Genomic DNA, 19,059 nt, shown 5'->3' with positions numbered 1-19,059 from the left:
TCATGGCCACTCCTTTCAAGACTCTCGATGTCGCCGCGACCCGGCGCACACAGATCGATGTCGCCGAAGCGCTCGGCGCCTCGCAGGTAGCGGGGCGAAAGGCGGGCACTCTGCTGTCTCGCGACGAACTCGGCGAGTTGCTGGCCGAGTCCGCCCTGGTCCTCGACGGCGTTCGCCGGCGCACGCGGTATTTCGATGGGCGGATGCTTACCGGCGCGGATCTGACGCGCGACCAGGACTATATCCGCCAGCGGCAGAACGATCTTGCACAAGCCAGCGGGACCGGCGTGGTCTACGGCCTGCGGGTCGCCCTGTCCGACGATCCGCGCGGGCAGACGATCGTCATCGAAGCCGGCCACGGGGTTACCCCGTCGGGCGCGATCGTGATGATCGAGAAGACCCGCGATGTTGCCCTCATGGATTTGCCCGAAACCCGGCGCCTCGATGCGTCGCTTGGTCTTTCGCGCAAGCCGAACCAGCCCCTCGGGCGGCGGACCGGCCTGTTCATAGTCGCGCTGAGGCCGGTCGAATTTTCGGCCAATCCGGTTTCGGCCTATCCCACCGAAATCACCGGCCAGCGGAGAGTGGAAGATGGCGATATCGTCGAGGCGACCGCACTGACGCTGATCGCCTTTCCCGACGGCGACAGCGCCGGTTCGCTCGACGAGGCCCGGCGGATCGTTGCACAGGCGATCTTCTCGGGGACCGGGTCGGGCATGCCGCAGGATGCCCTGCCGCTCGCCATGGTCGCGCTCGATCGCGGCGTGGTCGACTGGATCGACACGGCGATGGTCCGGCGAGAGGTCGGTGCGGACACGCCCTTGCAGGTGTCGCTCGGCGCATCGCCCCGCGCGCTGGCGGAGGCGTTCGTGACCCAGCATGAAGAGCATCTTGCCGACGTCATCGCGCAGCGGAGCAGCCGCGGGCAGGGGATGGCTTTCCCGGCAAGCGAGCATTTCTCGCTCCTGCCGGCGGTCGGGCCGATGCCGGCGGCGGCGATTTCCATGGGCGAGGACGGTCTTGAACAGATCTACTTCCCCACCGGTACCGACGTCACGGTGGGGTTCATCCCTGCGGACGAAATGCCCGCCATCGTCGAGGAAAGCGTCGGCATGCCGCCGATCGCACTGGATGCCAAGGCCGGCAGCGCAGAAGGCCTCTCGGTCGCTGCACTCATCCCGGTGCCGCGTCCGCTGTTCCAGCAATTTGCCCAGTCGCTGGTGACGCTCGACCTCAAGGCCAAGGCCAGCGTGGCCGCGACAGGCTCGGCGCGACCGCTGGCGACTCTCAACGCCATGCTCCTGCGCCGAAGCACGCGCTTCCGGCCCGCGCCCCTCTCGGCCTCCTCCGAAAACACCGCCATCCTGACCGCCGAGGAAAGTGCAAGCCTCTCGCTGTGGCAGGCGGCGCTTGCCGAAGCGCGCGCGATGTTGCCGCGAACGGCGGACGGGACTCCGCTGATATACTACGCCCGGACGCGGACGATCGTGCATTCGGAACACAGAAGCGGGAGCGTGGTCGTCAGCCCGGACGTCACGACCAATCCACCGGTCAGCGAGGAATCGCTCGAGAGCCGGATTGCCGAGCGCATGGGCGAACTCCGGCTCAAGACGCGCTACGAGAACCTCAAGAAGCAGGCGACCGCCCCGGCAACCGCGCGGATCAACCAACTGCTCGGCATGCGAACGGTGATCCAGTCCGATCTGTTCTCGGTCGCGGCGATCAAGGAGCTGGAAGAAGCCTTGCCCCAAGCGGTGATCGAACGAGCCGCCGCCACGCCGGCGGTCAGCGCGACGCCGACCCTGACCGGGTTGCGGACGGCAAGCGTGTCACCCGCGGTCCTGACGAATGCCCGACTGTCCGCCAATACGCTGGCGATCAACCGCGCCGCTACCTTGCGCCGCGCCACCGTGCTGACGCGGGCGACCGAATCCGAAGCCGCGCCGACTATGTTGAGCGAGGCCGATGTCGCGGCGGTCGCCACCGTCTTCAAGCGACAGGAACTGGGCGAGGGTATCCGCCGCCTGGCCAAGGCCTCGGACGAAAAGTTCTTCACGGGAACCGAAGGCAACTGGCTGGCCGAAACCGGTTTCGCGCTGGAAGTCGACCTCGTGGGCACGACATTCGAGGGCGGCAAACTCGAGGAAGCGGCCAAGATGGTGGTTGGCGCGATCGAGAAGCGGGACGTCGCCCAGATCGAGAAGATCGTGCGCAAGCTGCTGGGAGCCTAGGGCCATGGTGCAATCGATCACTCCCATTCGCCCGCATTTCGGTGACGAGCACGTGGTCGGGGTCGATCCCCCGATCAGGCCGAATACCGGCACTTTCTGGCGGAGAAGGATCCGGCCGTTCACCGGCAGGGCGCTTTCGCATGTCGCCCTCGAAGCGGAGCGACAGACGCTCTCGGGGCTGCAGCGCCTGCGCGGACAATCCGTCTCGCATGGCACCATTGCGGGGCTGGAGGTTTCCGCGTCGCGCGACGCGATCGGAGCCTCTCTCGATGTCGCGCGGATCCAGGTGGGCGAGGGGTTGGGGCTGGCTCGATCCGGAGAGGATGTGTCGATCCCGGCATCCCGGTCCCTGCTCCTGGCCAAGCTGCCCGTTATCGCCCGCGCTGATCTCGGCGAGGACGAACGCGAAAGATCCGCCGGGCAACCGCGGGACACGCCGATGGGCGACGGGCTCCAGCTGCGTCCCGAGGCACCCCGAACGATGTACCGATCGCTCGCGCACCTTGTCGAGCAGGGGGATGGCGATGCGCTGCCGCGCGTGATGGTGTTGGTCGCCGAGCCCGTCGTAATGGTCGAGCTCGCCAATCCTTCGGAAGGAGATTGTCCGCCGGATCGCCGCGACGAGGCGTTCGACGATCTGCAATATGTCGATGGCGCGCGCCTGGCTCTCTACGCCTGGCCCGAAGAGATGACCGGCATCGGTGGGGGCCTCGGTTACGCAATGCCCGGGCCGGGCGAGCAACGCCGCAATCTCCTCGCCAACCGGATTTTCGACGTGGAGCGGAATTTCGGGTCGGGCGACGCTCATCCGTGGGAGAACCACGGCGTGCCGCTCGCCCTGATCGGATTTGCCGAGGACTGGAGCCTGGAGTTCATCGACGCCGCCGCTGTGGCGCGGATCGGCGGGCACCCCCTGCCGCGGAGCTATTCAGCCGGGAGGGGCGGAAATCCCTATCTGTGGCAGGCGCGCCTGGCGCAATTTGCGGGTCAGGTCCTCGAGCTCGAGAATGCCGATGCGAAAGCCTTCGCCAAGCCCTTCGCGCTGCTGCCGCCCGTCGGCATGTTGCCGGGCGACCTGTTCGATCCGCTGACCCGCCACCAGTCCTTCTTCCCTTCCGGCTTCGATGTGAGGATGGCCCCGGTGGCGATCGAACAGGTCGAACTGGCCGTGCGCGAGGCCGCACCACTGGCTCCGATGGACCTGACTCAACCCGACTCTGTCGAGCTGCTGCTTCCGGTCCCGGCGAAGCTCTACGATGGCGACCTCTTCAGGATTGCCGCTCCCGACGGGGCATTCCAGATTGCGATCGACCGTTTCGTCGACGATCGAAGCGACGGGTTGAAGCGGCGCGGGAGCGTCCGCAGTTCGATGAACGCGCTCAACCTTGCCTATAACGGCAAGTACGCCGAATTTCCGGCAGAGGACGAACGCAGCGGCGAGCTGGCCGCGGTCGGCGACCTGCCGGCGCCGCTTGGGGCCGCGCGCATACTCAGGATCGAGGCAGGCAATGGCGTCGAAGTGGCCGGCGCCGGTCCTTCCGTTCCGCTGCCGCTGGGCGAGGGGGGCAGGCTGTCGCTCTGGGTACGATTGTCCTCGAGCAAGCCGCCCAAGGCGCTGGCGGTGCGTATCGCCGCGAGCGAGGACGGGAAGAGCGGCGTGCTGGGCCATGTCTGGGGCGAGCGCAAGGCGCTGGCCGACATGGACGATCTGCCGAAGGAGGCCGGCGAGTCCGACCTCCCCGAGGCCGATTCCTGGATCAGGCTGGTCATCGATGGGGCGGATGTGGCCGCCAAGGCCGCGGGGCAGGTGGCGCATCTTGTACTCGTCCAGGCGGGCGGGGTGGCCGAATGGGGCCCCATCGCGGCGATCGATGCGGCCGGGCGCGAACGCACACTTTTCGCCGGCTACTGGCCCGAGAAATCGAGGCTTGAAGCATCGGCCAAGGCCAAGGTTTCGGAGCCACTGGAGCTTGGCGAAGATAGCTTTGGCGTCGTCGTGTCCGGCGATTTCCAGACCGTGCCCGATATCGCCGCGTTCAGCGCGCGCTGGCAGCAGGATTTCCTCGCCGACCACCTCAAGCTGCTTTCGAACAGGGGTCTCATCGGTCTCGCCGAAGACGTCGACAAGCGGCTCAAATCGACCAATGACGCGGTCGATCTCGGCTTCGTGCGTGCCAGGTCCGACATCTATCGCCTGCGCGAATACATCCTCGGAAAAGACGCGGCCGCAAAACTCGTCACCTCGCCCGCCCTCGCGGACCTGTCCAGCCGTGACGAGAGCGCGCGGGCAACCGGTGAAGACCTCGCGAAGTTCCTCGAAAAATCGCACACCACGCTGGTCAGCAATACCGGGTTCGGAAGATTTGCGAAGGCGACCGACAAGGTGGCGGTCGAAGTGGCGCCCGCGCGAACGGCAGCCGAAAGCAGGTCTGGTCCCGTTCCGACACCCGCGCCCAGCGAGAAGTCCGTCACCATGGCATCGATGATGGCGTTCAAGCCGGCGCGCATCGCCGGTGTCACCAGCAGCATGGTAACCCTTGCCGCTCCGCCGCCGCCCCCCCCGCCTCCGAGCCCGATGCTGAATGTCGCGCTGGGCTTGACCCCCGAGAGGCAGCCCGGGCTGCTCGGGTTGCTGGGCGGTCGGGCAACAAGCCCGGTCGAGCCGTCGCGCGTGCCCGCGCTCGAGTGGGCCACACCGGTCAGGCCGGTCGCGGTCGCCGCGGTCGAGCCGGCTGTGCCCACCTATCGTGTCGCGACGGACATAAAGTACGACCTCAGGCCGACCTATGCTTCGGTTGCGGCCGGGATATTCGCGCGTGACGTCACGAAGCGCGACATCCAACTCGACCGGCCGCTGCCCAGCCTGGTCGAACGGACGGTCAGCGTCGCCCGCCGCATCGACGATCCCCCCTCGAAGAAGGCCTACGAATATGCCGTCGCGGGGAAGATGGCGATCATGAACACCATCGCCGGCCTTGTCGGCGATATCGAGCAGAAGGACCGGGCGAGGGGCATTGCTCTGGCCGACCTGCCCGCGCCGGGGTTCATCTTCACAGGCGACGAGGCGAAGGCGAAGAAGGATGGCCGGACGCCGAATACGATCGGCGACGTCCTGCTCGACCAGCAGCGCACCGGTGGAGAGCCGGGCAAGACCGAATACAGCGACCCGGCGGATCTTTCGGCCGATGAAAGCAGCCGACATGAATCCGAATATTTCAACGCTGCGGTCAAGGCGCTCGACAATGCGATCGCGCTGATGCGCTTCGTGGAGGGGCGGATCGACCTCTACACCGGCTTCCTGGCCGATGCCCGGCAGACGGCCGAGGCGATCGCCACGCGTATCGATGCCGCTTCCGCGCGCCTCCACGCGATCGGGATCGAGCTGGAAGAGGCGCGTCACGATGTCGAAGTCGGCCTCTCTCTCCTGGCCGAGGCAGAGAAGGACGCTGCCGAGACCAACGCGCGCCGGGCCGGGATCATCCGCGAGTTCGGACACACGATGATCTTCCGCCGCGCGCGCAGAGACCTCCTGCGGCGCCCCCTGCGTACCGCGACCACGCAGGATGCGCTCGCCCCCGATCCGGTCTTTACTTGCATGCGTGGGCATGAAGACCAGCCAGAGGAGCTGCGCGGCTACGTCGGCCTCTTCCAGGACGCTCCGCTGGCATGGTTCCCGTCCATTGCGCGTCAGGTCGAGGCTCTCGACAAGCGCCCCGTGGCGGTCGGTTTCCTCGCCGCGGTGAGCGCACGGCTGGCGCTGGCACGACCCGTCGAGCCCGTTGTGCAAGCCAGTACGGCCCGCGCGTTGCTGGCGGTACAGGGGGCCATGGTGATGCAAGGTGCGCGCATCGCCAAGCGGTACGACCTCGTTCAGAGGCTCGATCTGGCCAAGCTCGCGCGCCTCGATCTCGGCGAGATGCAGCGGAAGGTTCAGGAGCTGGCGAGCCTGGGAGACGTGATGGACGGTGCGCGCGAACGGCCCCAATTGGCGCGAGCCGCCAGCGGGATGATGGAAGACCTCGGCAAGGTCGCCGCCTGCCTTCATGCCGGCTTCGACGATATCGCGCCGGTCATTCGCATGCAGTGGGCGGAACTGCTCTCGCAGTACGACGAGCCGGTCGCGCTCGCCCGACTTTCGTCCCTTCCCCAATGGGGGGCAATCCCCATCGAGCAGCGCCGCGCGTTACAGGACCTGGTCAACTGGCTGTTTGCCCAGATCGATACTGGGAAGGCGGATGCTGTCGAGGCCATGAGCGAGCTCGTCCGCGTGGCGCTGCTCCTTGCTGCCCATGCTCCCGTCGATCAACTGATCCCGGCAAGCCTGGCCGCCTCCGTCCCTGCCGAGCCGGGTCAGCGCGTGCCGCTGGCGATCGACGTCTCGGTCATCCGGACCGGGCTGATCGGCGTCATCCGCAATGCGCAAGGGGTGAGCGTGGCGCAGGCCCGGATCGAGGAGATCGGCCCCGACATGGCGCAGGCCCGCATCGTGCGAAGCTTCGTACCTGGAGCGAGTTTGCAGAAGGGCTTCAAAGTCGATTTCGGCAGCCTGAAGTTGAGGTGATGATCGCATGCAGGTCGGCCACCTGACCCTCCATACGCGGCGCGACACCGCCGGGGCGGTGCGCACGCGCCTCGAGCGCGCGCTGGAGGCCGCCAATCCGCCGACACGGCGCCTGGTCCTGGTTCGCAGGATCGCGTTCGGGCGCCTGGCCGTCGACGGCCCTTCTTCCTCGTTCGAAAGGCAGGTCGGTGGAACGCTGGAAGCCGTGTGCGCCGAGGCCGTTCACGGTTCCACATCGGGTGCCGGATCGTCGAACGCGGTCTGGTTCCGCTCGCGAGCGGAGGCCTCGACTCTTTTTTGGGAGCTGTTACTTGCCGGAAAGCGACCGCGCGACTGGTTCTGGCGGCTTGTCATGCCCCGGTGGAACGCTGAAAATCCCGAAAACTGGGTGGCCGCGGAACTGCCCCGGACGTGGGCGGATCGGTCGGCGCGCATGGTCCTGGCCCGTGCTCTGTGCCGCGCGGCGAGTTCGGGGCACGCTGCCCAAATCGTGGACGTGTTCGAACGGGCGGACTTGTCGGCATTTGCTCCACGAGAGGAGTCACGCGGCACTACACCGAGGGAGGCGCAGGTCGGGGAGCATCCCCCCACCGCTTCCGGTGAGCCCGCAGGCGAGCAGGCGAGCCGCCTCCGACCCGCGACCGAATTGCCGTATTTCTCGGCCAGTCGCGCAGTCAGCAACCTGATCGTCGCCGCGCTGACCCGGACGACCCGGGAACGGGCGATCGGGCTCGCCACCTTGGCCATGGTCGGTGAGAGACCCGAGAGGGCGGCCGATTTGCCCGGCCTGTCGTCGACGGTCCGAAACCTCGTGGATGCGGTGATAGCCACCGCAACGGAAAGTCGGCGAAGGGGCGCACACGCCGCATCTCTGCCTTCCGATGCGGCAAGGGCAAGGCCAACCGGGGCCGACTTGGACCATGCTACATCCCCGGAAGCCCGGGAATGTCTCATAGGAGCGAGTGGGCGCGGACCCGCAGATGCCAGGGCCGATGCCGCGGAGGCACCGGTTTTGCCAGACCGCGCCATCCTTTCGCTGGAGGTCGAATTCGCGAAGGCGGGCGTGTTCCTTGTTCTGCCGCTCCTCAATCGCCTTGGGTTGCAACAAGCGATCGAGGACGAAGGGCTTTCGCGTCGGCACAATTTCGCCGCGCATTTGCTAGTGAAGATGGCCCTCGGCTTCGGGCAGGGCGACGGCTCGGCGATGGGGCAATGGCTTGGCCTTGACCCGGAAGAATGCGATCGAGAAGCGCGCGAGCTGGCGCGGCCGCTCGCGTTCTGGGCGCGCCTCGCTGACAAGGCCTTGCGGAAGTATGCGCGGCGCCGGCTTCACGACCTCGCGGGGCGGCAGGGCTGGATCATCCGCGACGACGCGACGCTGGACATCCGGTTTCCGCTGGCGAGTGCCGACATCGCCCTGCGCCGGCGGGCTCTCGACGTGGACCCCGGCTGGGTCCCGTGGCTCGGCCGGATCGTGCACTTCCATTTCTCCGATGCGGCGATGGACGCGGCGCAATGACCGACATGTCCGCCTGCGCACCCGCCGACAGTCTCGCAGCCATCGCGCGGGAGGCCTTGGCCCAGTTTCTTGCGCCTGACGAAAGTTGTGAATCCGGTGAATTCGCCGAACGCATTGGCGCACTCCGAGAGCGAGAGCCTGCCGTCGGTTCGCATCAGGCGCGCCTGCTGAAACTGGCAGGAACGCTTGGCCTTGGGGCCGATGAAATCCTCGCCGTGGCGATGTGCTTCGAAGTCGAGCGCGATCCCGTCTTTGCCCGTCAGGTTGCGCTGGTGCAGCAACCGGTCGGAAAGGCGCGGCCGATGGTCGGAATGCTTGCTCGGATCGCAGGCGATGCCGAAGACCGGGTCCTGGCGCTTGCGCAGGGAAAGGCGGTCGCAACCGGCTTGCTGAGGCTTGGCGATGAGGAAGCGCCCCTCGGCGAGCGGAGTCTCTCGTTGCCCCCGCACATGGTCGCGGCGCTGTCGGGCAAGCCCGTCGATACGCCCGATTTCACCCTGCCTTCGCCAACCAATATACGCCTCTCGAGGGCGCAGCTGGACGATGCGAGGGAACTCGCCGCGTTTGCCGCGCAGCAGGCGACCACGACCCTGGTCATCCGGTCAGCCATGGCAAACGAAGCCCAGGCGCTGGCGAGATCCGTCGCGGCGCGCTTGGAAAAGCAGATCGCCGTCGCGCGCGATGCAGACGAATATCGCCACGCCGCGTGGTTCGCCTCGCTCGGCATCGTCCCCTGTTTCGAAGCTCCGGGTGGCGCGGGCGAGCGCTGGAAGATGCGCGAATGCCATGCCTATCGCGGTCCACGGATCGTCCTGGCCGGGCTCGAAGCCCTCATCGACATCCAGGGACCGGTTCGCGAATACCGTCTGGGTACGCCATCGCCGGAGGACCGCGAGCTGCTCTGGCTCGAACACGGACTCGACGAGGAAACGGCGAAACGCGCGGCGCGCAGCTATCGACAGGGTAGCGGAAGGATCGGGCAGCTGGCGGCCCGGCTCGCCGGCTCCCATTCGGAATGGGACGACCTCAAGGCGCTGGTCCAGGCGCCTTCCCACGATCTGGGCATCGCCGCGCAGCACATCCGCACGGCAAGGGTGACCCGCGACAGCCTCGTCCTCGAACCGCGACTGACCGAGGCTCTCGACGAGCTGGTCGAGCGTGTCTGGCGGCGCGACGGGCTGGCCGACGGCCTTGGTCCGGCACTGACGGCCCGCTATTCCCCGGGGGTGACCGCCCTGATGTGCGGCGAGTCCGGGACGGGCAAGACGCTGGCCGCCCACTGGCTGGCCGAGCAGATCGGATTGCCCCTCTATCGGGTCGACATGGCCGCGCTCACCAGCAAGTGGATCGGCGAGACCGAAAAGAACCTATCACACCTCCTGGCGACCGCCGAGCAAGCCGACCTCATCCTGTTCTTCGACGAAGCGGATTCGCTGTTCGGCGCGCGGACGGACGTGTCGGACTCGCACGATCGCTATGCCAATGCGCAGACCAATTTCCTGCTGCAGCGGTTCGAGGAGTTCGAAGGGATCGCGCTGCTATCCACCAACAGCCGCGACCGGTTCGACAGCGCCTTCGTCCGCCGCATCGATGCCATTCTCGAATTTCCGCTCCCCGATGGTCCGGCCCGGCGCGAGCTGTGGGTCCAGCATCTGGGCAAGGGGCATCGCCTCGCGAAGGCCGACCTCGATCTGCTCGCGGTGGAAGTCGACATTGCCGGCGGCCACATCCGCAATGTCGTGCTCGGCGCGGCGGCCCGCGCGGCCCGTAGCGGCAAGCCCATCGCGCGGGGCGACATCGCGGCCGCGGTGCGGCGCGAATACGCCAAGCTGGGCAAGGCCGGCACACCGCTCGAGGCATGGTGACCTCGCCGGCCATGCTCGCCCGGCGCGAGGTCATGGAGCGCTCGCGCGCCGCGCGTGCAGCGCGGGCGAGGGCTGATCCCGAGCATGGGGCCGACGACGAGGAAGTACCCCGTTACCTGCGCTCGCAGCTTCCCCCCGATCGCCGGGGTGGAGCCATGCAGCAGGCCGAACGGGTGCACGGCGGGCTGCGGGACAACCGGATCACCGGTGTCAATCCCGATCTCGCCAACGTGATCACCATGCCGGAAATGACCATCCATGGCCGGGCGCCACCGGCTTCCGGCGGCGGTGTCGTCACGCTGCCCGAAACCACCATCTACGGTAGTCCACCACCGGACTCGTCCCAAGGCGGGGTCATCACGCTCCCGGAAACGACGATCTACGGCAGTCCGCCTGACGACGAGCAGGGCGATCAGGGCAATGTGATCACGCTCGATCCCATTACCATGACCGGTCGAGCGCCTGCCGAAGACGCTGCCGGCGACGATAATGTCATTACTCTCGATCCTATCGTCATAACGGGCGATCCCGGCGCAACGTCCGGGGGGAGCGGCGTCGTCACGCTCGACCCGATCGTTATCACGGGCGCCCCCGATGCGGCGAGCGAAGAGGGGGAGGACGGAGAAACCGCCGACCCGGAGAGCGACGAAGATACCACCGAGGAGGAGCGGGAAGACGAGGGCGGAGCGGCTCCGGGTGCCGGCAGCGAAGCGGTTCCGGGAGGCGCGGAGGCACCGGTTGCAGGGGGCGGAGGCGCACTGGCCACGCTCCGACAGCTCGAACCGGAAAGCCCGGCCACGGATTCGGAAGGAACCCCGATTGCGCGGCGTCCGCGCCTCGTGCCGTACCGGCTGGACCAGCGCAGCCCGCGTTTCGGCGAAGTGAAGGCGCCGTTGCGGATGCCTGCCTATCTCGCTGCGAAGCCCAAGCAGGACGACAGCACGCTGCCGTCCCAATTGGCCGACTACGCAGGCTATTTCACCAAGGCGGCGGCAACCGCGCGACAGGTCTACGACGAAATCCGCCAGACCGCCTCGCGCGAACGCAGCCGGGCACAGGCGACGGCGCACCGGCTGGCCGACCGGCGCACTCTCCTCCTCGACATATCGATGCGCCGCCTGAGCAGCGATTTCGAGGGGGCCGTGGCCGAGCTGCGGAGCGCGGAATTGTCGGCGGCTGCGGAACTTCGCGGTCTCGCCCGCAACGCGCGCCGCGCGATCCACGCCGCGGCACGCAATGCCCGGGGCACGATAAACGCGCGGCGAACCTCGCTCGAAGGCAGTCTCGCGGAGCAGCAGACCCGTCGCCAGGATTGTATCGCGTTGATCGACAACGATGTGGCATGCATCAATTGGGGGGCAAGCCATGCGCCGCCGAAGATGGCGGAGCTACGAGGCGAACCGAGTCCGGCCTTCGTGACCGAAGCCGAGACCGGCAGCAAACCGAATCTGGCCCTGTTCACGAACGAAATCCTCGGTCGGTTCATTCCCGAGGTCGCGAGGCTGCGCCATACCTTCTGGTCCGAAGAGGCAGGCAAGCACACCACGCGCGCGCAGCAAACCCGCACGAATGTGGTCAACACGCTCGACGAGGGATTTCGGGAGTTCGACCAGCTGCTCGCGACGCTCGCTCCGGCGTCGGAGACCAATCGCGGCGGCGGGCCCGCGATGCAGCAGATCGGCAAGATGGAGCGCAAGGCGATCGATGGCTGCGACGATGCCGAACGCAAGATACGGGCGGCCATTCTGAAGGTACGCGTGGAGGGTGAAAACTCGCTCGCCGAGCAGTTCGAGAACTCCCGCGCAGCGATCGCCGACAATATCCAGCAGATTGCCGACCGCGAGATTACCGCGGAGGAGAAGGGCACGAACGCGCTGGTCATGCGCTATGACGGGCTGGCCTTCGCGCAGGGCATCGCGATCACTTCGCTGGCCGAGACGATTGCGGGAAAGACCGATCTGGCGCCCGAGGAATTCGCCGGCTTCGTCATCCAGAGTGCGACGAATGCACAACGCGAGGCGCAGGGGCAGACCCGCAAACAGCTCGACACCATGGTCCGCTCCAGCCGCAAGACCGAGGACTCGATGGTCAAGCAGGCCGACGGATCGCGTGCGGCCATCGACAAATCGGCCCACGCCAGCGGCGCGGTGATGGGCAAGGCTGCGAGAAAGATCGCGGCAACGCTGGCCGAGCAGGTCGCGGCCACGCGCGACACCTTCCGGAAAATGCCCGACCCGGTGATCAAGACGCTCGACAATTACCCGATCCCTGGCGGGCAAGACCTGCAGGATCGTCTCGATGCCTTGGCGCTGAAGGTAACCGACGCATTCGAGGTTGCGAACGCGGCTTGGGAAGGGCGCTCACCGCAACTCCAAAGCCCCCAGCCGACGGGAGGAAATACCCCACCGGCCACCGAGGAAGGCGAAAGCCCGCAGCTCGCGCCGAAGGATTTCGTCGACAAGAGCTATGTCGTGGGGGTCACGCCGCAGGACGACGAACGGGTCCAGGAGAAACGCACCGAGGCCAAGGGGGCGTCGGAATCCGACATCAACGAGCGCTCCGAACAGATGGACGGTCAGATGACCCTGACGGGGCAGAGTCCCGAGGAGACGATGGAGATCGTGCGCGGCATATCCTATTATCAGGGATGGGCGCTGCGCGAAGGCTACGAGGCGATCCGCCATTCGAGCCTGTGGGACGACATCCCCTATTACGTCAGCTTCGGCAATCTCGTGACCGATCCATGGGTCCGGTTCTATTACGGGCGGGCCATCCAGAACTATTTGCAGGGGAACCGGGCCCTCGGCGCGCGGTACGAACTGCAGGGCGCGACCTGGGGCTGGGACGATACGGACCAGGTCGACAAGGCCATGTCCGCCCTCGACGTCACCACGCGCGAGGAGCTGCAGGACCTCCCGGACCCGGACATCATGACATCGATCCGCGAGGATCTCGATGGGGTCGATGCGCAGGTCTACGACATGATGATGGCCGGCGATGCGCAAGGCGCACGGGCGCTCCGGCTGGAACAGGCGGTGAAGGAGGCTCGCGATGCCCGCGGCGATGATGGCGCCGACGCCGCCTACGACGCCATGACGCGGTACTACAACGAAATGGGTGCCAGTCGGATGGAGACCGAAGATCCCTACAATCTGATGGGGACGACTCTCTATCCCGGAGCACCGCCGACGCCGGAGGAGATGGAAGCGACCCGCGCCGAGCAGTGGAACGATCTGATGCTGCGCTACGGCAACAGGGGCGTCGCGCGCGAAAGCAGCGACGAGGGCCTCGATGCCGGGGTCGACGCGCTGATGGCCGATGTCACGGCGGTGCAGACCTACACCGATTGGACTCCAGGAGAGGACCGGTACGGAAACTTCATCCTGATCGGGCGGCAGGTCGACGAAGGGATCAGCGCCGAACAGGCCCAGCTCATGCGCGAGGCGGCACGGCATGGTCCGCGCTCGGCCCGCGCGAGGGCGGCACAGGTCATCGTGGAGGAAAATCGCGAGGGTGGGCCGAAACGCGACCGCGTGGAAAACGCGCTCGATTTCGAAGGTCTCAACGATGGCCTCGCCAATCCCGACGCGCGCCCTCGGCCGCCGAGGGAGGATGGCGAGGAAGAGGAGCCGGTCAACGCACGTGCGCTGCGGCAGCGCGAGGAGATGCTGCGAGCCTATGCCGAACTGCACGGTGAAACGAGCGAGGGTGCGGCCACGCCCAGCAGCGAAGATATCCGGCGAAGCATGGGTGATCGCCTGGCGACGGCGGCGGGGGACGATGCGAACCTCGCGGCTCTCATGCGGGCCCGGGCGGTCGATGAGCCGCACAGCCCGCGGGTGGCGGCGCTGGCGGTTCGCGATGCGGTGGAACGGGGCGGCACGCTCGAAGAGGAGATCAAGCGCCAGTTCGGCCGGATGAGCCGCGAGCAGATCGAGGCGGCGGCCGCAATTTACGAGGACATGTACGGCGAAGACATGTTCGCCCGGCTCGGCATTTTCGAGCATTCCGACGACTGGGGCACCGAGCTTTCGGGCGACGATGCGAACGAGATCCAGGTGCTCGCCATGGGGCAGCCGCGCAACGACCGCGAGAGGTTCGAAGTGGCGCGGATGCGATCGAGGATCGAGATCGACGATTCCACCGAACTCGGTCGCTGGCTGGCGAGCGACGAAGCCGCCCGGATGCAAGCGACCTACGACCGCCTGAACTTGCTCGCCGGAGGCGACGACCTCAGTTTCGACCAGCGCGGTTACATCACCAATCGCAGGGGTGGGGAGCGGATCGGCAATTTCGATGCCGAGGGGAATTTCAGTCCGACAGCTGAATCGGGGTTCGATCCCAACGCCCTGAGCTTGACGATCAGTTCCGCCCGGCATGCGACCACCAAGTACAAGGCGGCGACCGATGCCATTGCCAACATCATCACCACCAGCCTCGTGGTGGCCGCCGCTGCGGTTTCGACCTTCTTCACCGGCGGCGGTGCCGCGGCGATCTGGGTGCCGGTGCTCACGACGATGGCGGCGGGAATGGCCGGCATGGCGGTCAACTATGCGATCAAGGGCGGGCGCTACGGCTACGAGGACATGGCCCGCGACTTTGCAATGACCATCATCCAGTCTGCAACAGCCGGCGCAGGCGCGGCGGCCGGGGTCTACCTGGCGGGCGGAAAGACTGCACTCCAGGCCGTGGGCAGCCGGTTGATGGTCGCCGACGAAGCGCTCAGCTCCTTCTTGGCGGCGGGCGGCAAATCGATGCGGACGCTTGGCATGATGGATGAGATCGCGATCGGCGGCATGACCGGGATCATGGGCGGTGTCGGCAATGCCGTGATGGACGAACGAGCATGGGACCGGGGCGAATGGGGCAGCGAGTTCGGTCACCACCTCGCCAAGGGCGCGATTTCGGGCGTGATCGGTGCCGGCGCCGGCCGTGCCTTTGGCAGCGGGTCGCAAAATGCCGCAGCCCAGTTCACCGGGCGGACGGTCGGCAGCGGCGCGGGCGCGTTCATGGGAAGCGTTGCCGAGGCCGCCTACGACGCGGACCGTGGCAAGCGCCGCGGACGCTGGGGCGACGTTCTGGACCAGGCATGGGTCGCGGGCTTGCAGGCCACGGCGCAGGGCGTGCTGGAATATGGCGCAGAGCGGGCTGGAGACCACTACGCATCACGGCACCCCGACGGCAGAACGGCCCGAGCGCGCCGCCGCATGATGGATACGGAAGTCCGGCTGCCGGGAGGATCGCGCGGCGGGGAGGGGGGCTCCTCTCCGGGGCGGCGACCGGGAACACTGGGTCACGACATTGTCGATCCGGCGCAACTCGCCGCGATCCGCAGCAACAAGGACTTGTCCGATACGCTCGACGCGGTGCTGCTGGCCGACCGGTTCGGCATCCCGATCTCGCCCGAAATGCTCCCCGAAGCGATCCGCCCGATCGCCCGGGCGCTGGCCGATGCGCCCGACAGCGCGCCGGACCTGCCGAGGATGCCGAGCGCGGCGAACGATCCCGGAGAGCCAGCCGCCCCGCGCATGCGCTCGCGCGACGATCCCGACGCCGACACGCCGGCATCGGAACGGATCACGCGCGAGCTTCCGGCCTTCAATCCCGACGAGCCCGTCACCCCGCGGCGCGCGCATGACGATCGGGACCATGCGGGCGAGCAGTCGCTGGTGGAATTCCTCGGCGACGGTGCGGTGACGGAGCAGAAGGTGTTCGCGAACACGGACCTCGATCGCGAAATGCTGCGTCACCAGCCCTCCGTGCCCGACGACGCGACGATCTATGCCAGCGACCCCCACAGTTACGATGCCGCAAAGGCAAATTACGATGCGCTACGGGGCGCGGACCCGCATCGCGAGGCGCTGATCGCGCACAACCCGGTGACCGGCGAATACAAGGTCATCCAGGGCGTGCGCGGTTCGGTAAGAGCACCCGGCGAAGGCTGGGCGACGTTGCGCCACTCGCACCCGCGCCTGCATGAAACGACGGTGATCAGCGATCGCCTCAGTGCCAGCCTGCCGAGCAGCTTCGGAGGCGATTTTACGGTTCTGCGCGGGGAACTGCTTTCCGGTGTCGGTACCGTGCAAACGCCCGAGGGCACGGTGCGCAGTTCGATCATCGACATCAGGCTCGGCGACCAACACTACGAAACCCATTTCTCGATCACCCGGAACGGTCACGACGAACAATACCGGGTCAGTTTCCGTCCGCCCCACGACGGTGTCGGCGAGCTGGGTCCGTTTTCGAGCATCGGGGACTTCGAGACTGTTGCACGGTCGCTCGCCGGCGGGTCATTGCCGCAGGCTTCCACACGCGACGGACATATCTACATGGGGCGCGAAGGAGGCGAGTCAGCAGTCGTCTCCAGACGCTCCGCAACGCATGGCGAGATGCTCGGCGAAGCGGCGCGGGGAGATATCGATTTCATCCGCCGGCGGATGGAAATGGCCGACGACTTCGACCTCCAAGTACAGGGGCTGCGCCAACGTGGCGACATCGATCCGGTGCTGGGGCGGTCGGCGTCGATTTCCGACGCCCACGACCGGGTCCAGCGGATGGGGCTGGTGGGGCAGGAGGATTCGATGATCCGCCTGCACAACATTCTCAACGACGAGACCATCCCGATCGCGACCCGCGCCATGATATCGGACGTCACGCTGGAGGCCACCCGCCAGCATATGCTGGATACCGGCCAGCTGGCGCCCGGCGAACCCCTGGTCATGCTGTTCCACGGGGCGACCAGGTCGCGCAGCGACGATCTCATCGAAACCGGTATCGACTTCACCCGCAATCCGGGCGGCGTCGACGACGATTTCGGCGAAGGGCTCTACTTCACCCGCCACTTCGAATCCGCTCGAGCCTATCGCGAGGGGCGGCATGGCGACGTTCCGGGCGACGTCATCCCCTACATCCTGCGCGGCAGCGACCTGGGGGTATTCGTCGACGTTTCGACCGGTGGGGCACACCGCCGCCAGTGGGAGGATTTCGTCATGAACAACCTCCACCTGTTCGCTGGTGCCGAGGGCCGGGTTACGCCCGAGGTCGCCCGCCGGATGATCGACGGCACGCTGACATTCGACGACTTGCCCTACACCACCCGAAGGGGAGAAGCGTTCAACGCCTTTCTCGCCTCGCTCGGCGCCGAACACGGCAACCCCCAGATCATCTTCGGCGATCTCGGCGGGCCGCTGACCAGCGGTATCCAGTACCGCGGCGGAGTGACCGACCAGGCGGCCGTTCGCTCGCAGCGCCTCGGCGATCTGCTGAACGCGCAGCACGTCCGGCGGAGCGCAGCATCGGGCGATGTGACTTCGGGCGAAGGCGGTACGCGGTTGCGCTCGCGTGATTTCCTGCATGACAGCGAAGGAGCGCCGCCGGTCGTCCATCACGAGGAGGGCGCGTCCGCCGCCGGTGAGCCCAGCAAGACGCCGCAATCGGACGAGAGGCTGCATGCGGCGGAGCAGGCGACGGGGGAGGCAGCAGCTGCGGCGACGGCGGAGGCGGCGCTCGGCAAGCGCCTCCTCGCCGAGATGCTCGAATCCACTACGCCCTTGACCGACGCATTGCTCGCGGATGCTGCAGCGCGTCGGCTGGCGGCGGGAGAGGTGGCAGAGATTGCCGACCAGGACGAGGGGGTCCCGCAGAACAATCCCGATGCGGACGACACGAGCGAGCAGGCCACCGCTTCGCGACCGGAAGATGGGCTGGATACCGAGGCTGCCGACACGGTTCTCGACACGATCGACGCGCCCGACGAGCTTTCGGCATTGCCTCCACAGGAGCGCGTGCCGTTCGAGGATGCCGATCCCGCCGAACGCTTCCGTCAGGCACGGGAAGCGATCGACCATCTGCGCCAGACGCATCCCGACCAGGCGGCCTTCCTCGACGGACTCGCGCATATGCCCGAAGCCATGCGCGACGCGGCCGTCACCGCGATTTTCTCGCAGCAGCGGAAGGATCGTGGCCAGGCGATCAGGGACTTCGAAACCTATCTGAAATCGACCGGCGTCGATGACACGACCGCACGGCAGGCACTGCGCAATATCGTCGAATTCACCAATTACATGTCCGAGCAACTTCGGCTCAGCCTGCGTCATGTGGCGGAGCGTCAATTGCATCGAGCGAGTTTCGAACAGCTGCCCGACGGCATTCGCGGGATCGCGCAGGATTCCAATCTGCTCCACTATGTCGGCGCGCATCATCCCGACGTACTGCAGGAATTGTACGGGAAGTTCGCCACGGCCCATCCCGACCTGCCGGACCAGACGACGGCGAAGTTCGAGGAGTTCGTCGCGCGCGCCCTGACCGACAGACCGGATATTCAGGCGGAAACGGTTGGCCGCCGTATCGTGAGGATGGATTCGCTAGACGATTTCGATGCTGCGGCGGCGGTCGCGACTCCGCTCACCCGCTACGAATTCGGCAGGATGGCGTTTACCACCGATGCGATGGGACGCGTGATCATGGCGGAAGGCGTGCCGGTGCGCACGCGCGGAAAGCGACACGGCGCCGATCTCCAGCGCAGCATCGGGCATGAAGGCGACGCAGGCGATGTCGGTTTCCATCTCCTCGCCCATATCTTCGGCGGGCCGGTCAATCGGTTGAACGTCGTGCCGGGGAACGGGAAGCGTGTCGCCGGCGATCCGGGCAAGAATCTCAACAGCAGCGCCTACAAGGTCGAGTTCGAAAACCGCGTTCGCGAGATAATCGAAAACCTGCCCGATATCGTGGAAGTACAGGTCGAGCCGATCTATAGCGACGACAGCACTCGCCCGGATCGGATACAGGTCCGGTTCCGGACCGATGCCGGAGACTGGGTTGCCGTCCCGGTATTCCTCAATCAGCCCGGTGGCGGGCGACCGTAGAACTCGAAAGGCGCCGGAT

General features: G+C 66.8%; 5 protein-coding genes. All 5 read left to right on the top strand.

Annotated elements, in window-relative coordinates; translation table 11 throughout:
* The first annotated feature begins 2 nt into the window (after positions 1 to 2).
* Genes ACN4E0_RS06455 through ACN4E0_RS06435 form a run of 5 tightly spaced genes read left to right on the top strand, consistent with a single transcriptional unit; the run spans position 3 to position 19,040 of the window.
* On the top strand, positions 3 to 2,231 hold the full coding sequence (locus ACN4E0_RS06455) for a hypothetical protein (RefSeq protein ID WP_419566684.1): 2,229 nt from the start codon (positions 3 to 5) through the stop codon (positions 2,229 to 2,231).
* Between the two features lie 4 nt (positions 2,232 to 2,235).
* Positions 2,236 to 6,792: a hypothetical protein gene (locus ACN4E0_RS06450; protein WP_419566682.1), complete on the top strand. Its 4,557-nt coding sequence runs from the start codon at positions 2,236 to 2,238 to the stop codon at positions 6,790 to 6,792.
* Between the two features lie 7 nt (positions 6,793 to 6,799).
* Positions 6,800 to 8,311 (top strand): hypothetical protein, encoded by a 1,512-nt coding sequence (locus ACN4E0_RS06445; RefSeq protein ID WP_419566680.1) that lies wholly within the window; start codon positions 6,800 to 6,802, stop codon positions 8,309 to 8,311.
* Positions 8,308 to 10,176: an ATP-binding protein gene (locus tag ACN4E0_RS06440; RefSeq protein ID WP_419566679.1), complete on the top strand. Its 1,869-nt coding sequence runs from the start codon at positions 8,308 to 8,310 to the stop codon at positions 10,174 to 10,176. The genes ACN4E0_RS06445 and ACN4E0_RS06440 overlap by 4 nt, the downstream gene beginning before the upstream one ends.
* The gene (locus ACN4E0_RS06435) at positions 10,170 to 19,040 is read left to right on the top strand and encodes a DNA/RNA non-specific endonuclease (protein WP_419566678.1); all 8,871 of its coding nucleotides are present in this window, start codon (positions 10,170 to 10,172) and stop codon (positions 19,038 to 19,040) included. The genes ACN4E0_RS06440 and ACN4E0_RS06435 overlap by 7 nt, the downstream gene beginning before the upstream one ends.
* Positions 19,041 to 19,059 lie beyond the last annotated feature (19 nt).

Source organism: Qipengyuania sp., from assembly GCF_048550555.1.
Taxonomy (GTDB): Bacteria; Pseudomonadota; Alphaproteobacteria; order Sphingomonadales; family Sphingomonadaceae; genus Qipengyuania.
Note: the sequence above shows the minus strand (reverse complement) of the source record. Positions and strands in the feature narration are given on the sequence as shown.